The sequence below is a fragment of the Aliiroseovarius zhejiangensis genome (genome assembly GCF_014656375.1).
GTDB classification, from domain to species: Bacteria; Pseudomonadota; Alphaproteobacteria; order Rhodobacterales; family Rhodobacteraceae; genus Aliiroseovarius; species Aliiroseovarius zhejiangensis.
On the sequence record NZ_BNCH01000011.1, the window covers coordinates 15,863 to 33,928 of the forward strand.

Here is an 18,066-nt window from a genome sequence, read left to right on the forward strand (position 1 = left end):
TCGGTTTGTGGGTGGCGTCAGGCCAGCCAACGCTTGCGGCGACGATACGACCGCACGTCGCGGAAACTCTTGCGGCCCTCGTCCGACATACCGAGATAAAATTCCTTCACGTCCGGGTTTTCGCGCAATTCCGCGGCCGGACCGTCCATCACGACGCGTCCGTTCTCAAGAATATAGCCGTAATGCGCGTAACGCAGCGCGACGTTGGTGTTCTGCTCTGCCAGCAGGAAGGTCACGCCCTCTTGTTCGTTCACCTTCTTCACGATCTCGAAGATCTGCTCGACCAGTTGCGGCGCAAGCCCCATGGACGGTTCATCCAGCAGGATCATATCGGGGCGCGACATCAGCGCGCGGCCCATCGCGACCATCTGTTGCTCGCCGCCCGAGGTATAGCCTGCCTGGCTTTTGCGCCGCTCTTTCAGGCGCGGGAAATAGTCATACACCATCTCAAGATCAGCGTTGATCGCGGCCTTGCCATCGGTGCGGGTATAGGCGCCGGTCAGCAGGTTTTCCTCAACGGTCAGGTGTTCGAAACAGTGCCGCCCTTCCATCACCTGAATGACGCCGCGCTTGACCAGGGCCGAAGGGTTCAGCTCGGCCACATTTTCGTTCATGTGCAGGATCGTGCCTTTCGTGACTTCCCCCCGCTCCGATTGCAGCAGGTTGGAAATCGCCTTCAGCGTGGTCGTCTTGCCCGCACCATTACCGCCGAGAATGGCAGTGATGCTGCCCTTGGGCACGTTCAGGCTGACGCCCTTCAACACAAGGATCACGTGATTATAGATCACCTCGATATTGTTGACCTCAAGAAGGTTTTCGCCTGCATTCCTTGCGGTCTTTTCTGCGGTCTTTGCGGCGTCCAGCATATCGGTCGTCCTGTTCGTGTTCGTTGTTCGGGGATCGTCCGGGCCGATTGGCCCGAACGACAGTGCTTACACGCAGATCAGTTGCAGCGCGGTTCGATGTTGTTCTCGGCGGCATAGGCGGCCGAGTCTTCTTCGATCAACGGCTGGATCACTTCCATGTCCGACGGACCGTAGTCCGAGATCAGCGACCATGTCCCCGCAGCAGCATCCCATTGCTGGATCGCGCCAGTGCCCGGGCCACCGTGGTTTTCGCAGGTCACGGTGAAGGTCGGGCCGAAGCCGGGCATACCCAGTTCCGCCATCCGCTCTTCGGTGATTTCCAGGGCTTCCATACCGTCGCGCATCATTGACGAGGTGATGTCAGGCGTGCCGTGGATTTCCTGAGCCGTGCGGGCAGCTTCTGCCAGCAACATCGCGGCATAGACACCACGGTTATAGATGGCCTTGCCGATATTGTCGCCATTGCCAGCCGCCTTGCCTGCATCCACAACATATTTCTGGATGTCGTCGAAGACAGGATAGTCCGAGCCAACACCATGGAAGGTCACAGCCTTGTATCCCGTGGCCGCATCGCCAGCCGGGGCCACATCATGATCGCCACCAGACCACCAGACGCCGATGAAGTTTTCCATCGGGAAACGGATGTTTGCGGCTTCCTGAATGGCAACCTGGTTCATCACGCCCCAGCCGTACATGATCACGAAATCCGGGCGCTCGCGGCGAATTTGCAGCCACTGGGCCTTTTGTTCCTGACCGGGGTGATCCACCGGAATCGTCGTAAATTCGAACCCGTGCTTTTCCGACAGCTCTTCCAGCGTGCGGATCGGTTCCTTGCCATAGGCCGAGTTGTGATAGACCAGCGCGATTTTCTTGCCGGTCAGGTCGCCGCCGCTGACCTCTTTCAGGTGGTTCACTGCCAGCGACGCCGCGTTCCAGTAGTTGGCGGGGAAGTTGAACACATGGCTGAACACCTTGCCGTTGGCAGCCGAGGTCCGGCCATAGCCCGGCGTGTAAAGCGGGATGTCATCTGCGGTCACTTTCGGAATCAGCTGATAGGTGATACCCGTCGACAGCGGGTTATAGGCCAGCGCGCCCTGACCTTTCGTGGCCTCATAGCATTCCACACCTTTTTCCGTGTTATAGGCGGTTTCACATTCCGGCGCCGAGGTCATGACACCACCGATGCCGCCATCCCGTTCGTTCAGCAGCGTGAAATAGTCCGCAAAGCCGTCCGCATAGGGAATACCGCCCGCCGCGTAAGGCCCCGTCCGATAGCTGAGCGAGGGGAACACCAGGTCCGCCAGGACCGGGGTCGCCACCATGAGAGCCGTCACACTGGCTGCTGCGAGTTTCGTATATTTCATTTGCTTCCTCCCTAGATTAGCAAATTTCTGTGCCCGTTATGGGTCACGTTGCTTGGATCCCCCGGACCGCCTCCTCGTTGGTGCGGGGGAGTGAGTTGATTGCGCGGGCCCTAGTGCGGGAAGGGCCACAGGCGCAGTTTTTCTTTTGTCAGGCGCCACAGTTGCGCCAGTCCGTGCGGTTCGACGATCAGGAACAGGACGATCAGACCACCCACGATCATGAACTCGAAATGTGCCGCCAAATCGGTCGGCCAGCCCATGCCGCCCACCAAGACGTTTTTCAGGAACACAGGCATCAGCACCATGAAGGCCGCGCCCGCGAACGAACCGAAGATCGAGCCAAGGCCACCAATGATGATCATGAACAGGATCAGGAACGACTTGTTGATACCAAACGCCTCACCAGCCTCGGCAGCGCCAAGATAGACCGCGAAGAACAGCGCGCCTGCAATGCCGACAAAGAAGGATGACACAGCGAAGGCAGACAGCTTGGCCATCAGCGGGTTCACCCCGATGATCTCGGCGGCGATGTCCATGTCGCGGATACCCATCCATTTGCGCCCCATCATGCCGCGCGTCAGGTTGCGCGCCACCCAGGCCAGCACCACAACGAACACAAGGCAGATCATGTATTTCGCCCAGGCTTCGGTGTTGGGACCGGTGACGATCACCCCGAACACCGACCGTTCGGGCGCGTTGATCTGCCCGGACGCCGAATAGTTGTAGAACCACGGCACCTTGTTGAACAGCCAGACAAGGAAGAACTGCGCCGCCAGTGTGGCAACCGCCAGATAGAACCCCTTGATGCGCAGCGACGGCAGACCGAAGGCCACACCCACGATGGCGGTGATCCCACCGGCCAGGATGATGTGAATGACGATGCTGACCTCGGGAAAGCCGGTCATCAGCTTGTAGCAGGCATAGGCCCCCACAGCCATGAAGCCCCCGGTGCCCAGCGATACCTGCCCGGCATAGCCCGTCAGAATGTTCAGACCCAGCGCCGCAATGGCATAGATCAGAAACGGAGCGAACACCGCATTGACCCAATAGTCGTTGATGAAGAACGGGACCACCAGGAAGGCCACGAACATGAGGACATAGTATCCCATCCGATCAAGGCGGATCGGGAAGGTTTGACTGTCGTCACGATAGGACGTTTTGAAGTCACCTGCTTCGCGGTAAAACATGGATCAGACCCTCTCGATGATTTTTTCGCCAAACAGGCCTTGGGGCCTGAAGATCAGGAAAACCAGTGCCAGCACATAAGCGAACCAGTTCTGGGTTGCGCCGCCGATCATCGGACCGATGGCAAATTCGAACAATTGCTCGCCCACGCCGATGATCAGGCCACCGATGATCGCGCCGGGGATCGAGGTGAACCCGCCCAGCATCAGAACCGGCAGGGCTTTCAGCGCGATCAGCGACAGGCTGAACTGCACGCCCGACTTGGCACCCCACATGATGCCCGCGACCAGCGCCACGAAGCCGGCAATCGACCAGACCAGCACCCAGATGAAGCGCAGCGAAATGCCAACCGACAGCGCCGCCGAGTGGTCATCCGCCACCGCCCGCAGCGCGCGGCCCTGCTTGGTGTATTGCGAAAAGATCACCAGCGAGGTCACCAGAAGCGCCGCGACGACCGCCGCCACGATATCCAGATTGTCGATGAAGAACCCATAGCCGAACATGTTGTATGTCGCTTCATCAATCGCCAGGTTCATCCCTTGCGGCAGACCGACATCAAGCGTCTTGATCTCGGACCCCCACATGATGTCGCCGAACCCTTCCATGAAATAGGCCAGACCGATGGTCGCCATGAACAGGATGATGTCGGGCTGCCCGATCAGGTGTTGAAGGATGTATTTCTCGACCAGATAGGCGAACAAGACCATCACGCCCGCGGCCAGTATGATCGCGATGATCGACGGCACGTGCCAGGGGAAGTGGTGGATCTCGGTCCCGAAGACCGCGTTGATCAGGTGACTGAAGGGCACCTGGCCTTGTTGAATACCCACCAGCGTCAGGGCTGCAAACAGCGCCATCACGCCCTGGGCATAGTTGAAGATACCGGACGCCTTGAAAATCAAGACAAACCCCAGCGCGACCAGCGCATAAAGCACCCCGGCCATCAGGCCGTTCAGGGTGACTTCCATCGCAAAGAGAAGTTGTTCAGGCATAAGTCCCCCTTAATCGTGCGCCACGCCAAGATAGGCGTCGATCACATCCTGGTTGTTGCGCACCTCGTCCGGCGTGCCGTCCCCGATTTTCTTTCCGTAATCCATCACGACCACACGGTCGGACAGGTCCATCACAACGCCCATATCGTGTTCGATCAGGGCAATCGTGGTGCCAAATTCGTCGTTCATATCAAGGATGAAGCGCGACATGTCCTCTTTTTCCTCGACGTTCATGCCAGCCATCGGCTCGTCAAGCAGAAGAAGCGACGGTTGAGCGGCCAACGCCCGCGCCAGTTCCACGCGCTTTTTCAGACCGTAAGGCAGACGACCCACAGGCGTCTTGCGGATGTGCTGAATTTCCAGAAAGTCGATGACCTTTTCACAAATCTCGCGGTTTTCCAACTCTTCGCGCTCGGCTTTGCCCTTCCAGATCGCCTGCTGAAAAATGTTCGCCTTCATGTGGTTCAGACGCCCGGTCATGATGTTGTCCAGCACTGTCATACCGTCAAACAGGGCGATGTTCTGAAACGTTCGGGCCAGACCTTGGCGCGCGACCTGATAGGGCTTCATCGGCGGGCGTTTCGCGCCGCGGAACCAAACCTCGCCTTCCTGCGGTTTGTAGAACCCGGAAATCACGTTCAGCATCGAAGATTTGCCAGCCCCGTTCGGGCCGATGATCGCGCGAATTTCGCCTTCGCGGATGTCAAAGCTGATGTCCTTGATGGCCACAACACCACCAAAGCGCAGGGTGATGTTTTTCAGGTCCATCACAACCCCGCCAATGGTGCGGCCGTCTGCCGTGACATAGCTGTCGGCGTTCATGTCGGTTGCTGTCGTCATTCTGCCGCCATCTCCTGCTTTTTGCCCACCACGGCCGCATCGCGAATTTCCAGCGTGGCCTTGATCGAGCCCTTCCGGCCATCCTCATAGGTGACTTCGGTTTCGATGAATTGTTCTGACTTCCCGCCATAAAGTGCGTCGATCAGCGGGGCGTATTTTTCCTCGACGATCTTGCGGCGCACCTTCCGCGTGCGGGTCATCTCGCCGTCATCGGCATCCAGTTCCTTGTGCAGGACCAGGAAGCGGTGAATTTGGCAACCGGACAGCATTTCATCCTCGGCCACCGATTTGTTGACCGTCTCAACATGCTCCTGAATGGTTTCCAGCACTTTCGGGTGGCCGGCCAATTCCTGATAAGAGGCATAGGCCACGTTGTTGCGCTCGGCCCAGTTGCCCACGGCGGTCAGGTCGATATTGATGAAGGCCGTGCACATGTTGCGCTCGTTGCCGAACACCACGGCCTCAAGAATGTCGGGATAGAATTTCAGCTTGTTCTCGACATATTTCGGCGCGAACAGGCGACCATCGGCCATCTTGCCCACGTCCTTGGCCCGGTCGATGATGCGCAGATGGCCGTTTTGCTTGTCGAAGAACCCCGCATCCCCCGTCGCGACCCAACCTTCGGGATCCTTGGTGTCGGCGGTGCTTTCGGGGTTGTTGTAATACTCAACGAACGTGCCGGGGCTGCGATAGAAGATCTCGCCCGTATCTGACAGCTTGATCTCGACGCCCGGAGCGGGCACGCCAACGGTATCGTTGCGCACTTCGCCATCGGGTTGCACCGTGATGAACACCGTTGCTTCGGTCTGGCCGTAAAGCTGTTTCAGGTTGATCCCCATCGAGCGGTAGAACTCGAAAATCTCGGGGCCAATGGCTTCACCCGCGGTGTAACCGACGCGGATGCGGCCAAATCCAAGCGTGTCCTTCAGCGGGCCATAGACCAGCACGTCGCCCAGACGATATTTGAAATAATCATGCGCGTTGCCGCGATACAGCTTCAGGCCGATTGGATCCTTGGCCTTGAAATGCTTGCGCACATCCTTGCCATAACGCAGCTTGGCAAAGCCCAGACGGATCACATTTTCAACGATGGTCTCGGCGGCAAAGCCGATCCCCATCGCATAGCGGAAGCCATGGCGGATCTTCTGCTCAAGCGTTTTCTTCTGGGTCGTGACCTTGCGGCGCGGCATACCGTATTTCTCGCCCGCGCCCTTCTTGGCGAAATCCATGAAATGGTGAAACAGCGCGTATTTCAGATCGCCGCTGTCTTCCATGCGGATCATCACGTTGGTCAACTGCGTTTCAAACACACGCGGCGGAGCGAAGTAATAGGTCGGACCGATCTCGCGCAGGTCGGTCATCATGGTCTCGGCGCTTTCGGGGCAGTTCACGCAGAACCCGCACCACATCGCCTGCCCCAGCGAGAAGATGAAATCCCCGACCCAGGCCATCGGCAGATAGGCCAGGATATCCTCGTTCACGCCCAGATTGTCGAATTCCGACGAGTTCTTGGCACTTTCAATGATGTTGCGGTTCGACAGCACGACGCCTTTCGGGCGCCCGGTGGTGCCTGACGTGTACAGCATGACGCACGTGCTGTCGTAATCCAGCTCGGCCTCGCGCGCCGCCATCTCGCCTTGCAGGCGAGAATGGGCCGCATGACCTTCTTCCTGAATGTCGTGATACCAGTGCAGATGGCTGTGATCGTATTTGCGCAGGCCGCGCTTGTCGTAATAGACGACATGCTCGATGTGATGGATCTTTTCCTGCACCTCGATGACCTTGTCGACCTGTTCCTGGTCGCCACAGACCACGAACCGCGCGCCGCAATGCTCCAGCACATATTCCATCTCTTCCACGACGGCGTCCTGATAGAGCGGCACCGGAACTGCGCCAACTTTCTGCGCGGCAACCATCGCCCAGTAATGGGCCGGACGGTTGCGCCCGATGATGGCAACATGATCGCCACGATCAATTCCCAGCGCCAGAAGGCCAAGGGCGAGCTTTTCGATTTCCTCGGCCGCCTCGGCCCAGGTCCAGCTTTGCCAGATGCCAAATTCTTTTTCGCGATAGGCCGGGCGATTTCCATACGTCTTCACGTTCCGCGCCAGAAGCGCGGGAATGGACGCAAAGTCGCCTGCTGCGGCTAGTTCCTGTGACAAATTTTCCTCCCACCGTCGGTACGGGCGACATTCCCAAGCGCAAAGCGAATCCCGCCATGCAACCCTGACTTAAAAAACCTCGTCGTCAAAGGTTTCCGCACTTTTTCGCAATCCTAACGAATTGTTACATGACCCGTTTCCCGCCCAAATGCGCGGTGAAATGCCTTTTCACGCGGCGTCTCAGGTGCTAGCGAAAACAGCAACAGGAGGCGCTGTTGCCAACCAATTCGACCGAAATCTCGGCCCTGACACAGGCCGGCCTGAACCTTATTCAGCAGGCCCTTTCGATCTATGATCGCAAGTTACGGCTGGTTGTGGGAAACCGCCAGTTTCAGCAGATGTTCGACCTGCCCGACCATCTGGTGGCGCGCGGTGCAAAATTCTCTGAAACGATCCGGTTTCTGGCCGAACGCGGGGATTATGGTGCGGTTGGGGATATCGACGCGTTCGTCACCTCACGCGTTCAGCAAGCCATGGCTTTCGAACCCCACTACATGGAACGCACGCGCGCCAATGGTCGGGTCATCTCGGTCGAAGGGCATCCGCTGTCGCAGGGCGGCTGGGTGACGGTCTATACCGACATCACGCCCATCAAGCGGCAAGAGGCCCTGTTGCGCGCGCGATCCGAAGAACTCTCCGACCAGGTGCTGGCCTATACCGAAGAACTGACGCAGACCAACCGCGCGCTGGCCTCGGCCAACTCGGCACTGGAAGAAACCAAGCGCGAGTTGACCGAGATGGAAAGCCGCACCCGCCTGACGGCCGAGATGATGCCCGCCCATATCGCGCGCATCGACCAAGATCGGCGCTACACATTCTCGAACCGCAGGCTGGGGGATGTCATGCCGGGGCGACCGACTGATCTGGTCGGCCTTCATGCCAGTGAAGCATTGGGTGACGAATTCTACAGCCGCATCTCGCCCTATTTCGCCCGTGCCTTCACCGGTGAACCCAGCGTGTTCGAACTGGTCGACGACGCTTCGGGCCGACGCATCCGGGTGGCCCTGACACCCGATCACGATGAGGACGAAATCACCGGCGTCTATATCCTGTCCATGGACATCACGCAGGAAGCACAGGCCCGCGCCGCCCTGGCGCAGACCCGCAAGCGTGAACTGGCGGCACAACTGACGTCCGGCGTGGCCCATGATTTTTCAAACCTGCTGACCATCATCCTTGGGCTGCAAAGCCGTCTGGCGCAGATGCCGCTGGGTGACGAGGCCCAGAAGATGGTTGCCGCCACGACTGCCGCGGTGCGGCGGGGGGGCACGCTTCTGGATCGGATCGCCTCGATCTCGGGTCGGCGCGAGCTTCATGTCGAACCGACCTTGGTGCCCGACATGCTGCGCGGGTTGGAGACGCTGGCGCGGTCGACCCTGCCCGACGGGATCACACTTCGGATCGAGGTGACGGACCTTGACGACCCGATCATCATGGATGCTGGCGCCGTGCAGGACGGGATCCTGAACCTGATCCTCAACGCGACCCACGCCATTGGGTCAGGGCCGGGCAGCATCCAGCTGACTGCGCGCCCCATCCGGGAAACCTGGGTCGAATTTCGCGTCACCGATACCGGTCCCGGCTTTGCCCCCGAAGCTCTGGAACACGCGCTGGACCCGTTCTTCACCACCAAGGGTGGCGAAGGGTCCGGGCTGGGCCTGTCCATGGTCTATGACCAGACGAAGGTCGCGGGCGGGCAGTTGAAGCTGTTCAATGCGCCCGACACGGGCGGGGCTGTCGTGTCGATGCGCCTGCCTTTGCGCAAACCGCTGCAACCCATTTCACCGCGCCTTGTCCTGCTGATCGAAGACAACGAGGATATTCGCACCTCGGTCCGCGAAATGCTGACCGCCATGGGCCATCAGGTGATCGAAGCCACATCTGCCGAAGAGGCTCTGGGCCTGGTCGATCTGGACGGGCTTGGCCTGATCCTCAGCGATGTGATGCTGGAAGGGGCGCAAACCGGGCCGGAGTTCCTGAAAGGGTTGCGCGCGGCGGGCATAGATGTCCCTATGCTGGTCATGACATCGCTTCCCCCAGACGATCCACGCCGTGCCGAAGCCGGGTTTCCGGTTCTGCCCAAGCCCTTCACCCAGGGCGAGCTTGCCACATTCCTGTCTGACGAGGTCCGCGCATGACCCAGCCCCTGGTCGCCATCCTTGACGACGAACCCGAAATCCGCCGGATGCTGTCTGACGCGCTTGAGGATGCAGGCTTTCGCACCGCCAGCTTTGCCCGCGCGACCGAGTTCGAAGCCGCCCTGAACGCCATGCGCCCCGATGTCTGTCTTGTCGACCTTGGCTTGCCGGATCGCGATGGTCTGACACTGGTGCACCGTCTGGCCTTGGAAAGCGGCGCGTCGGTGATCATCATCTCGGGCCGCACGCAGGTGCAGGACCGGGTCACCGGGCTGGAACTGGGGGCGGATGACTATATCGTCAAACCGTTTGAACCGTCCGAGGTCGTCGCCCGCGTCCGCGCCCGCCTGCGCAGCCCGAAATCGGGGGTGAAGTCATCCCAAACCGCGCGCTTCAACGGCTGGACCGCCCATTTCGACCGCTATATTCTGGAAGATGACAGCGGCGAGGAAACGGCCTTTTCTCATGCCGAAGGCGAGGTGCTGCGCCTGTTCCTCGATGCTCCCAAACGCCTGATTTCCCGCGCGCAGATGCAGGAAACGCTTGGCGGCGTCGCCGGCGAAAGCTTCGACCGCGCCATGGACGTCCGCATCTCGCGCCTGCGCACGAAGCTGAAAGAAGACCCCAAAAACCCGCGCCTGATCAAGACGATCTATGGGGCGGGGTATATATTTTTGGGGGATGTGAAGTGGGGGTGAGCAGTTGTCGCGTTTGCGGGACTTTGCTGCCGTTAGCTTTATCAGACCGAGCGTCCGCCTTTGTGCGTTTCGTGTTTCCACAGAAAGCAAGCAGCGACAGGAAGCTCCTATTTAGCCGTCGGCCGTTTTCTGGCTCAAGTAGTAAGACTGTTGGACGAGACAAGCCCAGCTGCCTTTCGGGTCGCGAAACTTGGCCTCAATTTACAGCTCTTCTATAGGCGCGTACATTGCAGTTGAGAAAGATAACTGCCAACCTCGGATTAGGGCTGCCATTTTGAATCGAATAATAACCCTTGGAGCCTTGTTCTGGTGCCTCTTTTCGCCACTCAAGGCAATTTCTGATGTGGCCCAGATAGACGACATAACAATCCGGATCACAGGTAAGTTCGATGCGAAGGTGGTTAGCGATTTCCGTGCAGCCGTCTCAAGTGCTCCAAACGCCACCACGGTTGAACTTCACTCACCCGGCGGCCAAGTCTACAGCGGCTTAGAGATTGCTCGGATCATTCACAGTCTTAGATTGAACACATGGATCACGGCGGAGAGTGAATGTCATTCTGCATGCTCGATTGCCTTTCTTGCTGGCAACCTTCGACTGGCCGACGGCCTCCTAGGCGTTCATCAGGTCTCCGGCGCAAACGATGACTCATTGACGCAATCCGTTATCTCGGATGTCTTCGATGCTCTGCGGGAGTTCGGCACTCCAGATGCTCTTATTTCACGGATGCTGCGGACACCACCGGACGAGATCTACGTCTTCTCTGCGGACGAGCTCGAAAAACTGGGCATCAACCGACGGTCGGGAGATATCTCGTCTAACGACCTGCCACATTTGCAGGTTCTAACAAGCACACTGAACAAGGATTGGCTCACGGGTACATTCCTCAATACACGTACCCTCAAGCCGTTCTTTGCGATGGAGAGCAGGTCGCTCAATCCGGCCTTTCGCATCGTCTACTATCCCCATTCCAACATCTCGTTTGGCGAGATTATCTGGGAGGACCGGGAATTCCAGGTAGGCCAAACCGACTTGACTCTCGTATTTGAACGCCGCGGAGAGGAACCAGTATGGGCCCGCATCAGGGCTGATGTGGAGCAAAATGGATACTCCTTCGACCTGCCCTCAGATGGTGCGTCAGGCCTCACGGCTTTCTACTCCGCTTTCGCCTACGCCCATGAATTCCGTATCGAGGATTTCGCAGGTAAAACTATCGTCGACTACAGCCTAGCAGGGTCGCTCAGAGCGACGGAGCAGTTCATGAATCTTCTGAGGCAGCGCTGATGTTACCGGATGGGCTCACAATTGATCGTCTAATTGATCTTCTGGCTGATCAATCTGAATAGGTTGTAACAGTGATTAACCAATCAGCATGTGTTGAGGTCGGGCCATTCTGCCGGAGAAGAATGTTGGCTCTCGGAGCGCATTGCCGCCATTCGTATTCTGCGCAGCATCCGACATTTTGGGCTCAGAGCGGTCATCGAAACCTCGAAGGAACCACAAAAAAGAAAAGGGGACCTTCCAGCCCCTTTCCCACCCTGTTGGCCTTGGCATTTGCGCGGTCAGTGTGTCGGGGGTTTGCCCCCCGTTCACTTCTTACCCGTTGGTGAATTCCGGGTAGGCTTCCATGCCCAGCTCGGCCATGTCCAGCCCGTTGACTTCTTCCTCTTCGCTGACCCGCAGGCCCATGGTGGCCTTGATGACCCCGAAGAAGATGTAGCTGACCACGAAGACGAAGATGCCGATGGCTCCGAACCCCATGATCTGGGTGCCAAAGCTGGCGTCCGTGTTGGTCCAGGCCACGATGAACGTCCCCCAGAAACCTGCCACCAGGTGAACCGGGATGGCACCAACCACGTCGTCAATCTGCAAGCGATCCAAGAGCGGGACTACGAAGATCACGATTGCACCACCCACGCCGCCGATGATCAGGGACTGGAACAACGTGGGCGCCAGCGGCTCGGCGGTGATCGACACCAGACCCGCCAGTGCGCCATTCAGGGTCATCGTCAGGTCGACCTTCCTGAACATCACCTGCGTCATGACCATGGCGACAATGGCACCCGACGCCGCCGCCATGTTGGTGTTTGCGAAGATACGCGCCACGTCCGACACGTCGCTGATCGTGCCCATGGCCAGCTGCGAGCCGCCATTGAAGCCGAACCACCCAAGCCACAGGATAAACGTGCCCAATGTGGCCAGCGTCAGGTTGGACCCCGGCATCGGCACGGTGCGGCCATCCTTGTATTTACCGATACGCGGGCCGAGGATCAGGGCACCTGCCAGCGCGGCGAACCCACCGGCGGCATGCACCAGGGTCGAGCCTGCGAAATCCGAGAAGCCAGCTTCCGACAACCAGCCGCCGCCCCACTGCCAGCTTGCCTCAATGGGATAGATGAAGCCGGTCAACACGACGACGAAGGCCAGAAAGGGCCACAGCTTGACGCGTTCCGCCAGCGTGCCCGACACGATCGACGCCGTGGTGGCGCAGAACATCAGCTGAAAGAAGAAGTCGGATGCACCCGAGGCATATCCGACGTCCACGGCCTCGGCCGCGACGCCAACCGGATCCAGCGAAGTCACGGCAAAGAACGGACCCAACCAGCCTTCGATCATCCAGTCGCCCGGATACATGATGCCGTAGCCCGACAGCCAGTACATGATCGCCGCGATGGAAAAGAGCGCGATGTTCTTGGTCAGCTGCATGGTGACGTTCTTGGACCGGACCAGACCGGCCTCAAGCATGGCGAAACCTGCCGCCATCCAGAACACCAGGACGCCACCCAGAAGAAACAGAACCGAGGTCAGGATGAATTGCGTGTGCGCCGCAGCCTCACCGTTGGCGGCGTCTTGCGCGATGGCCAATCCCGGCAGGACCGTCAGTAGGGCCGATGAGATTATTAGTTTACGTATCATTGTCTTTCCTTTCGCGCGTTCAAATCGCATCCAAGCCGGTCTCGCCGGTGCGCACGCGCATCGCGTCGCTCACATCAAGGGTGAAAATCTTGCCGTCGCCGATCTTGCCGGTATGGGCGGATGTCGCGATGGTCTCGACGACATCTGACGCCAGATCATCATCCACAACGATTTCGAGTTTCACTTTCGGCAGAAAATTCACGGCGTATTCTGCGCCGCGATAGATCTCGGTATGGCCCGACTGCGCGCCGAACCCTTTGATTTCCGTCACCATCATGCCCGACACCCCGGCCGAGGTCAGCGCCTCGCGCACCTCTTCCAGTTTGAACGGCTTGATCGCTGCTATGATCAGTTTCACGTTCGTTTCCTTTCGTTCCCACATCTCCATTCAATGGGTCTGAAAGGGCCGAAGGACAGCGTTGGCACGGCTCCGCCGACCCGCAAAACGGCTGTTGCGCAAAATTTGCTGCGCATGCACAATGATGTGCTTAATTTTTGGACAATGCGAAAAGTCGCAGGGGCCGGATGAACCGGCTACACTCTTCGAAACCGATTCGTTACTTTGGATCGACCGAGCAGACGCGGAACCAGTATCATGAGCCCAACCGGACCAAAGCGCCCCAAACTGGTGGCAGACAAGCGGTATTCCAAAACAAAGCCCGCGGCGAAAAAGCCTGCGCGGCGCAAATCCCGCAAACCCGCCACCAAACGCACGACGCGCCGCACGAGCCCCAATCGACCCAAGGGCATCCTGGGCTGGCCGATCTTCCTGATCGGCTGGGTGTTTCGCCTGATCTGGCGGCTGACCTGGAAAAGCGCGGTGGTGGTCACGCTGCTTGTGGCGGGTGCGGTGTTCTATTTCGCATCGACAATCCCGGATCTGAACGCGCTGCTGGACGGGCGGGCCAAGGGGTCTGTCACGATCCTGGACCGTTACGGTGCGGTCTATGCCTGGCGCGGGGATCAGCGCGGGCGCACGATCACCACCGAAACCGCCAGCCCTCATCTGACCCATGCCATCATTGCCAGTGAGGACAAGCGGTTCTATGGACATCTGGGGCTAAGCCCGCGCGGCATTGCCAGCGCCATCCGCATCAACCTGAGCGAAGGGCGCGGACCTTTGTCCGGCCACGGCGGGTCGACCCTGACCCAACAGGTGGCAAAGCTGTTGTGCCTTGGTGTGCCGTTCGACCCGAACGAGTGGAAGAACGAAGCGGCTTACGAGGCTGATTGCCGCCAAGGCTCGCTGCGGCGCAAGATCAAGGAAGCGGTCTATGCGCTGGCGCTGGAAACCAAGTTCTCGAAAGATGAAATTCTGACCATCTATCTGAACCGTGCCTATCTTGGCGCCGGGTCGCACGGGTTTGACGCCGCAGCGCAGCGATATTTCTCGATCCCGGCGTCCGAGCTGAACCCGGCACAGGCGGCGATGCTGGCGGGCATGTTGCCCAAGCCGTCGGTCTATGCCCCCACCGCCAACCTGAAACGGTCTCAGGACCGGGCGGCAACGGTTTTGCGCCTGATGAACGAACAGGGCTATCTGAGCGATGCGGAAACCGCGCAGTTCCAGGCCAATCCCGCGACATTGTCCACCGCCGCCAAGGCGCAGGCCGGTGGATATTTCGCCGACTGGATCATGGGCGACCTGCCCGCGTTCCTGACGCGCAAAACCACCGAGGACGTGATCATCAAGACCACGCTGGACCCGCGCATTCAAACCGCGGCAGAAGAGGCGATGTCAGAAATCTTCGCTACCAAGGTCTCGGCCGGATCCGAAGCCGAGGCTGCGATCGTGGTGATGAGCTCGGACGGCGCCGTGCGCGGCATGGTCGGCGGGCGCGAAACCAAGGTGACGGGTGCCTTCAACCGGGCCACGCAGGCAAAACGCCAGACCGGGTCGGCGTTCAAGCCATTCGTCTATGCGGCGGCGCTGGACATGGGATATCGCTGGGACGATTTCATTCTGGATGAACCCTATTGTGTGAATGTCCCCGGATCGGGTGAATGGTGCCCCAAAAACTATACCCGCAAACATTACGGCAATGTCAGCCTGACCGAAGCGCTGGCCCGGTCGCTGAACATCCCCGCCGTCAAGGTGGCCGAGGATGTCGGGCTTGAGGCCGTGCGCAGCGTTGCCTCGATGTTTGGGATCGAAAGCGATCTGGCCGCTGGTCCTGCGCTGGCACTGGGCGCATCAGAAAGCACCTTGCTGGAAACCACCGGTGCCTTTGCGGGCATCCTGAACGGCGGTTCGGCAGTGATCCCCTATGGCCTGACGGAACTGAGCCTCGTCGGCGAAAGCGATCCTCTGATGACGCAAACAGGCGGGATCGGCGAGCGTGTGATCTCGCAACAGGCCGCGCAGCAACTGGTCTATATGATGAGCCGCGTGGTCGAAGCCGGTACGGGCAGCCGCGCCAAGATCGACGGCCTGGAAATTGCGGGCAAAACCGGCACCACCAACTCATCCCGCGACGCCTGGTTCATCGGCTTCACCGCAGAATATGTCATGGGTGTCTGGATGGGGTATGACGACAATACACCCCTGAAAGGCGTCACCGGTGGCGGTCTGCCTGCCGAGATGTGGCGCGAAGCCATGGTGCGCATCCAGTCAGAGCTGGTCCCCACGCCACTTCCGATGATCCGGCCGGGCAGTGCACCGCAGTTTGATGGGCGGCTCATCACCTCGGACGGACGGGTCATTCAGGGTCAGGGTCAAGGCAATCGCCCGCAAGGGGGGCAGAATGTCGGCCAAGCTGTCGAGGACGCGTTGATCGGTGTGCTCCGGTCGATATTCGGCAAGAACTGACACGGCATCACGCCACGGCGGCGGGTCAATCCGTCAGGGACAATACCCGCTGCAGAATGTTGATCAGCGCCGCGCGCTCGTCACCTGACAGCACGTTCAGAAAGCTGTCATTCAACCCGTGAATCAGCGGCGGCAGCTTTTGCGCCACGGCGCGCCCCTTGTCGGTCAGAAACACCCGAGTGGTGCGACGGCTGGACGGGTCCGCGCGGCGTTCGATCAGGCCATCCCGGGCCATCGCATCCAGATTTCGGCTGACCTGATATTCTGGCAAGGTCAACTTGGCGCCCAGCTCTCGCTGGCTTTGGCCGTCTTGCGCCAGCAGCTGCATCAGGGTCATGAAGAACCGAAAATCCAGATCCAGATCGGCCAGACGCTGCTTCATCGCCTCGTCCATCCGACGCGCCAACACCTGTGACAGGAAGCCAAAACTTTCCTTGTGTGTACCTTCGGGCCAATTCGCGCTTGTCATAGCCTGCTTTCCTTTGTCGACCCTTTCTGGATACTTGCGAATGCAACCTTTCGCAACCCGAAGGGCAGCGGCCTGACCATCAAAAAACGCCCCTGCGCGGGCGCAAGGGCGTTTGATATCATGGCGGGTGGCAGGGTTCAGACAGGTCAGCCGGCTTTCAGATCGGCGATCAACTTGTTCAGGTCGCCGCCGCGGCGGTCCAGCATGGCGCCGATTTCCTTGCGTTCGGATTTCACGATGGAAATGCCTTCAACAACCATGTCGATGAACTTGCCGTCGCGCTTGGCCACGATGAAAATGACATCAAAGGGCGATTTGCCCTTCAGGGTCGTCTGGGTCAGAACCTCATAGACGTTCTTGCCTTCCGACGTGCCGACCACATCAATGCGCCCCCCCTGAAACTCGCGAAAGCGGCTTCCGTAGCGTTGCGCGATATAGCCCTGAAAGGCCTTGGTGAATTCGCGCTTCTGCGCGGCGCTGGCCGACCGGCCATCAACCCCAAGGGCACTTTGCGCGATATAGCTAACCGCAGCATATTTGGCGAACACGCCTTCAAAACGCTTGATCATCACGGCCTCAGAGGCACCGGAATTGATGATCCCGTTGATGTCGCTGACCACCTGCCCGATCAGGCTTTCCGCCTTCGACGCAGAAATGGCCGCCCACGCCCGACCCGGCAGCAAGGCCACAAGGCCCAGCCCGGCGAGACCGCCCAAGACTGCGCGGCGTGTCAGTGAGGTATCGTTACCCGTCATACGCATCATAAATATCCTCAAGTTCGTTGTCCTCGACTTCGATGCCAAGCTCGTATCGCCGCGAATCAAGATAATAGAGCCGCATCAGCTCGTACCCGTCTTCACTATTATAGAACTCTTCAATCGTATCGCCGAATGTGTAGCGATCACCGAATTTTGACAGAACCCATGTGGCTTTGGGAAGGTGTTTTACCTCGGTCGGCAAAGCCAAGCTTAGTGGGTTCAGAACAAAGTCGACCAGAATGCCGAACCCGTCCCGCTCGGTCGACGGGCCAAAGAAGGGCAGCACCACGTAATCGCCTTCGGGGGCGCCCCAGACATGCAGCGTTTCGCCAAAATCGCTGTCGCGCTCTTCCAGCCCGATATCCGTTGCCACATCAAACAGGCCCAGCAATCCGAAGGTCGAGTTGAACAGGAACCGCACCGTATTGTGCACCGCGTCTTCAACATTGCCCTGCAGGATGTTGTTCGCCACGACGCCCGGCAGCCCGGCATTGTCCGAGAACACCGAGATCGTGTCGCGCACCTCGCGCGGCAAAACCTCGCCATACGCGGTGGATGCGGGCGAGACCAACGCGCGGTCCAGGTCGATATTCGCCCCGTGCGTGCGACGGTTCTGAACCTCGTGCGGATCGTCATAGCCCGTCGGGGCCGGTGCCTGCGCACAGGCGCCCAAAGCAACTAACACAAGCCCAGCCAGTGCCGGAGAAATCTTCGAAAACGGTTTGGTCACATTGATATCTTTGTCTTGGCAGCAATCATACATGTCGGGGCCACACATAATGTGCGGTGTTTCATTGCAAAGCCGTTAAGGGATTTGCAGCTTTTTATGTGTCTATTTGGCGACAGTTTACAAGCCGAATCCCGCTGATGC

15 protein-coding genes are annotated in these 18,066 nt (G+C 59.1%); 4 read left to right on the forward strand and 11 right to left on the reverse strand.

Annotated features, from left to right (window positions below; all coding sequences use genetic code 11):
• Positions 1-17: 17 nt before the first annotated feature.
• From IE188_RS16060 to IE188_RS16085, 6 genes are all read right to left on the reverse strand, one after another.
• Positions 18-866, reverse strand: coding sequence for an ABC transporter ATP-binding protein (locus tag IE188_RS16060; protein ID WP_191287544.1), 849 nt, complete (start codon positions 864-866; stop codon positions 18-20).
• A gap of 77 nt (positions 867-943) precedes the next feature.
• Positions 944-2,230 carry an ABC transporter substrate-binding protein gene (locus IE188_RS16065; RefSeq protein ID WP_191287545.1) on the reverse strand — a complete coding sequence of 429 codons (1,287 nt, stop codon included), beginning with the start codon at positions 2,228-2,230 and terminating at the stop codon, positions 944-946.
• 110 nt (positions 2,231-2,340) lie between these two features.
• Positions 2,341-3,417, reverse strand: a complete 1,077-nt coding sequence (locus tag IE188_RS16070) for a branched-chain amino acid ABC transporter permease (RefSeq protein WP_191287546.1) — start codon at positions 3,415-3,417, stop codon at positions 2,341-2,343.
• Between the two features lie 3 nt (positions 3,418-3,420).
• Entirely contained in the window at positions 3,421-4,407 is a 987-nt protein-coding gene (locus IE188_RS16075) for a branched-chain amino acid ABC transporter permease (RefSeq protein ID WP_191287547.1), read from the reverse strand.
• A gap of 9 nt (positions 4,408-4,416) precedes the next feature.
• On the reverse strand, positions 4,417-5,247 hold the full coding sequence (locus tag IE188_RS16080) for an ABC transporter ATP-binding protein (RefSeq protein ID WP_229836936.1): 831 nt from the start codon (positions 5,245-5,247) through the stop codon (positions 4,417-4,419).
• On the reverse strand, positions 5,244-7,409 hold the full coding sequence (locus IE188_RS16085) for an AMP-binding protein (protein WP_191287548.1): 2,166 nt from the start codon (positions 7,407-7,409) through the stop codon (positions 5,244-5,246). Before IE188_RS16085 ends, IE188_RS16080 begins: the two co-directional genes overlap by 4 nt.
• Before the next feature lie 215 nt (positions 7,410-7,624).
• Between IE188_RS16085 and IE188_RS16090 the strand changes: the two genes are divergently transcribed.
• From IE188_RS16090 to IE188_RS16100, 3 genes are all read left to right on the forward strand, one after another.
• A complete protein-coding gene (locus IE188_RS16090; protein WP_191287549.1) occupies positions 7,625-9,547 on the forward strand; it encodes a hybrid sensor histidine kinase/response regulator in 1,923 nt (640 codons plus the stop codon).
• Positions 9,544-10,245, forward strand: coding sequence for a response regulator transcription factor (locus IE188_RS16095; protein WP_191287550.1), 702 nt, complete (start codon positions 9,544-9,546; stop codon positions 10,243-10,245). The genes IE188_RS16090 and IE188_RS16095 overlap by 4 nt, the downstream gene beginning before the upstream one ends.
• Positions 10,246-10,588: 343 nt before the next feature.
• Positions 10,589-11,527: a COG3904 family protein gene (locus tag IE188_RS16100; protein ID WP_191287551.1), complete on the forward strand. Its 939-nt coding sequence runs from the start codon at positions 10,589-10,591 to the stop codon at positions 11,525-11,527.
• A gap of 312 nt (positions 11,528-11,839) precedes the next feature.
• Here IE188_RS16100 and IE188_RS16105 read toward each other — a convergent pair whose 3' ends face one another.
• Positions 11,840-13,159, reverse strand: a complete 1,320-nt coding sequence (locus IE188_RS16105; RefSeq protein WP_191287552.1) for an ammonium transporter — start codon at positions 13,157-13,159, stop codon at positions 11,840-11,842.
• A gap of 19 nt (positions 13,160-13,178) precedes the next feature.
• A complete protein-coding gene (locus IE188_RS16110) occupies positions 13,179-13,517 on the reverse strand; it encodes a P-II family nitrogen regulator (RefSeq protein ID WP_191287553.1) in 339 nt (112 codons plus the stop codon).
• A 237-nt stretch (positions 13,518-13,754) separates the two neighbouring features.
• On the opposite strand from IE188_RS16110, the gene IE188_RS16115 reads away from it, so the two are divergent.
• Complete coding sequence (locus IE188_RS16115; protein ID WP_191287554.1) at positions 13,755-15,968, forward strand: transglycosylase domain-containing protein; 2,214 nt, start codon at positions 13,755-13,757, stop codon at positions 15,966-15,968.
• 25 nt (positions 15,969-15,993) lie between these two features.
• On the opposite strand, the gene IE188_RS16120 is transcribed toward IE188_RS16115, so the two are convergent.
• The 3 genes from IE188_RS16120 to IE188_RS16130 form a co-directional block, all read right to left on the reverse strand.
• Positions 15,994-16,437, reverse strand: coding sequence for a MarR family winged helix-turn-helix transcriptional regulator (locus IE188_RS16120; protein ID WP_191287555.1), 444 nt, complete (start codon positions 16,435-16,437; stop codon positions 15,994-15,996).
• A gap of 146 nt (positions 16,438-16,583) precedes the next feature.
• On the reverse strand, positions 16,584-17,198 hold the full coding sequence (locus IE188_RS16125) for an MlaC/ttg2D family ABC transporter substrate-binding protein (RefSeq protein WP_191287556.1): 615 nt from the start codon (positions 17,196-17,198) through the stop codon (positions 16,584-16,586).
• Entirely contained in the window at positions 17,182-17,925 is a 744-nt protein-coding gene (locus IE188_RS16130; RefSeq protein WP_191287557.1) for an MlaA family lipoprotein, read from the reverse strand. The genes IE188_RS16125 and IE188_RS16130 overlap by 17 nt, the downstream gene beginning before the upstream one ends.
• Positions 17,926-18,066: the final 141 nt, after the last annotated feature.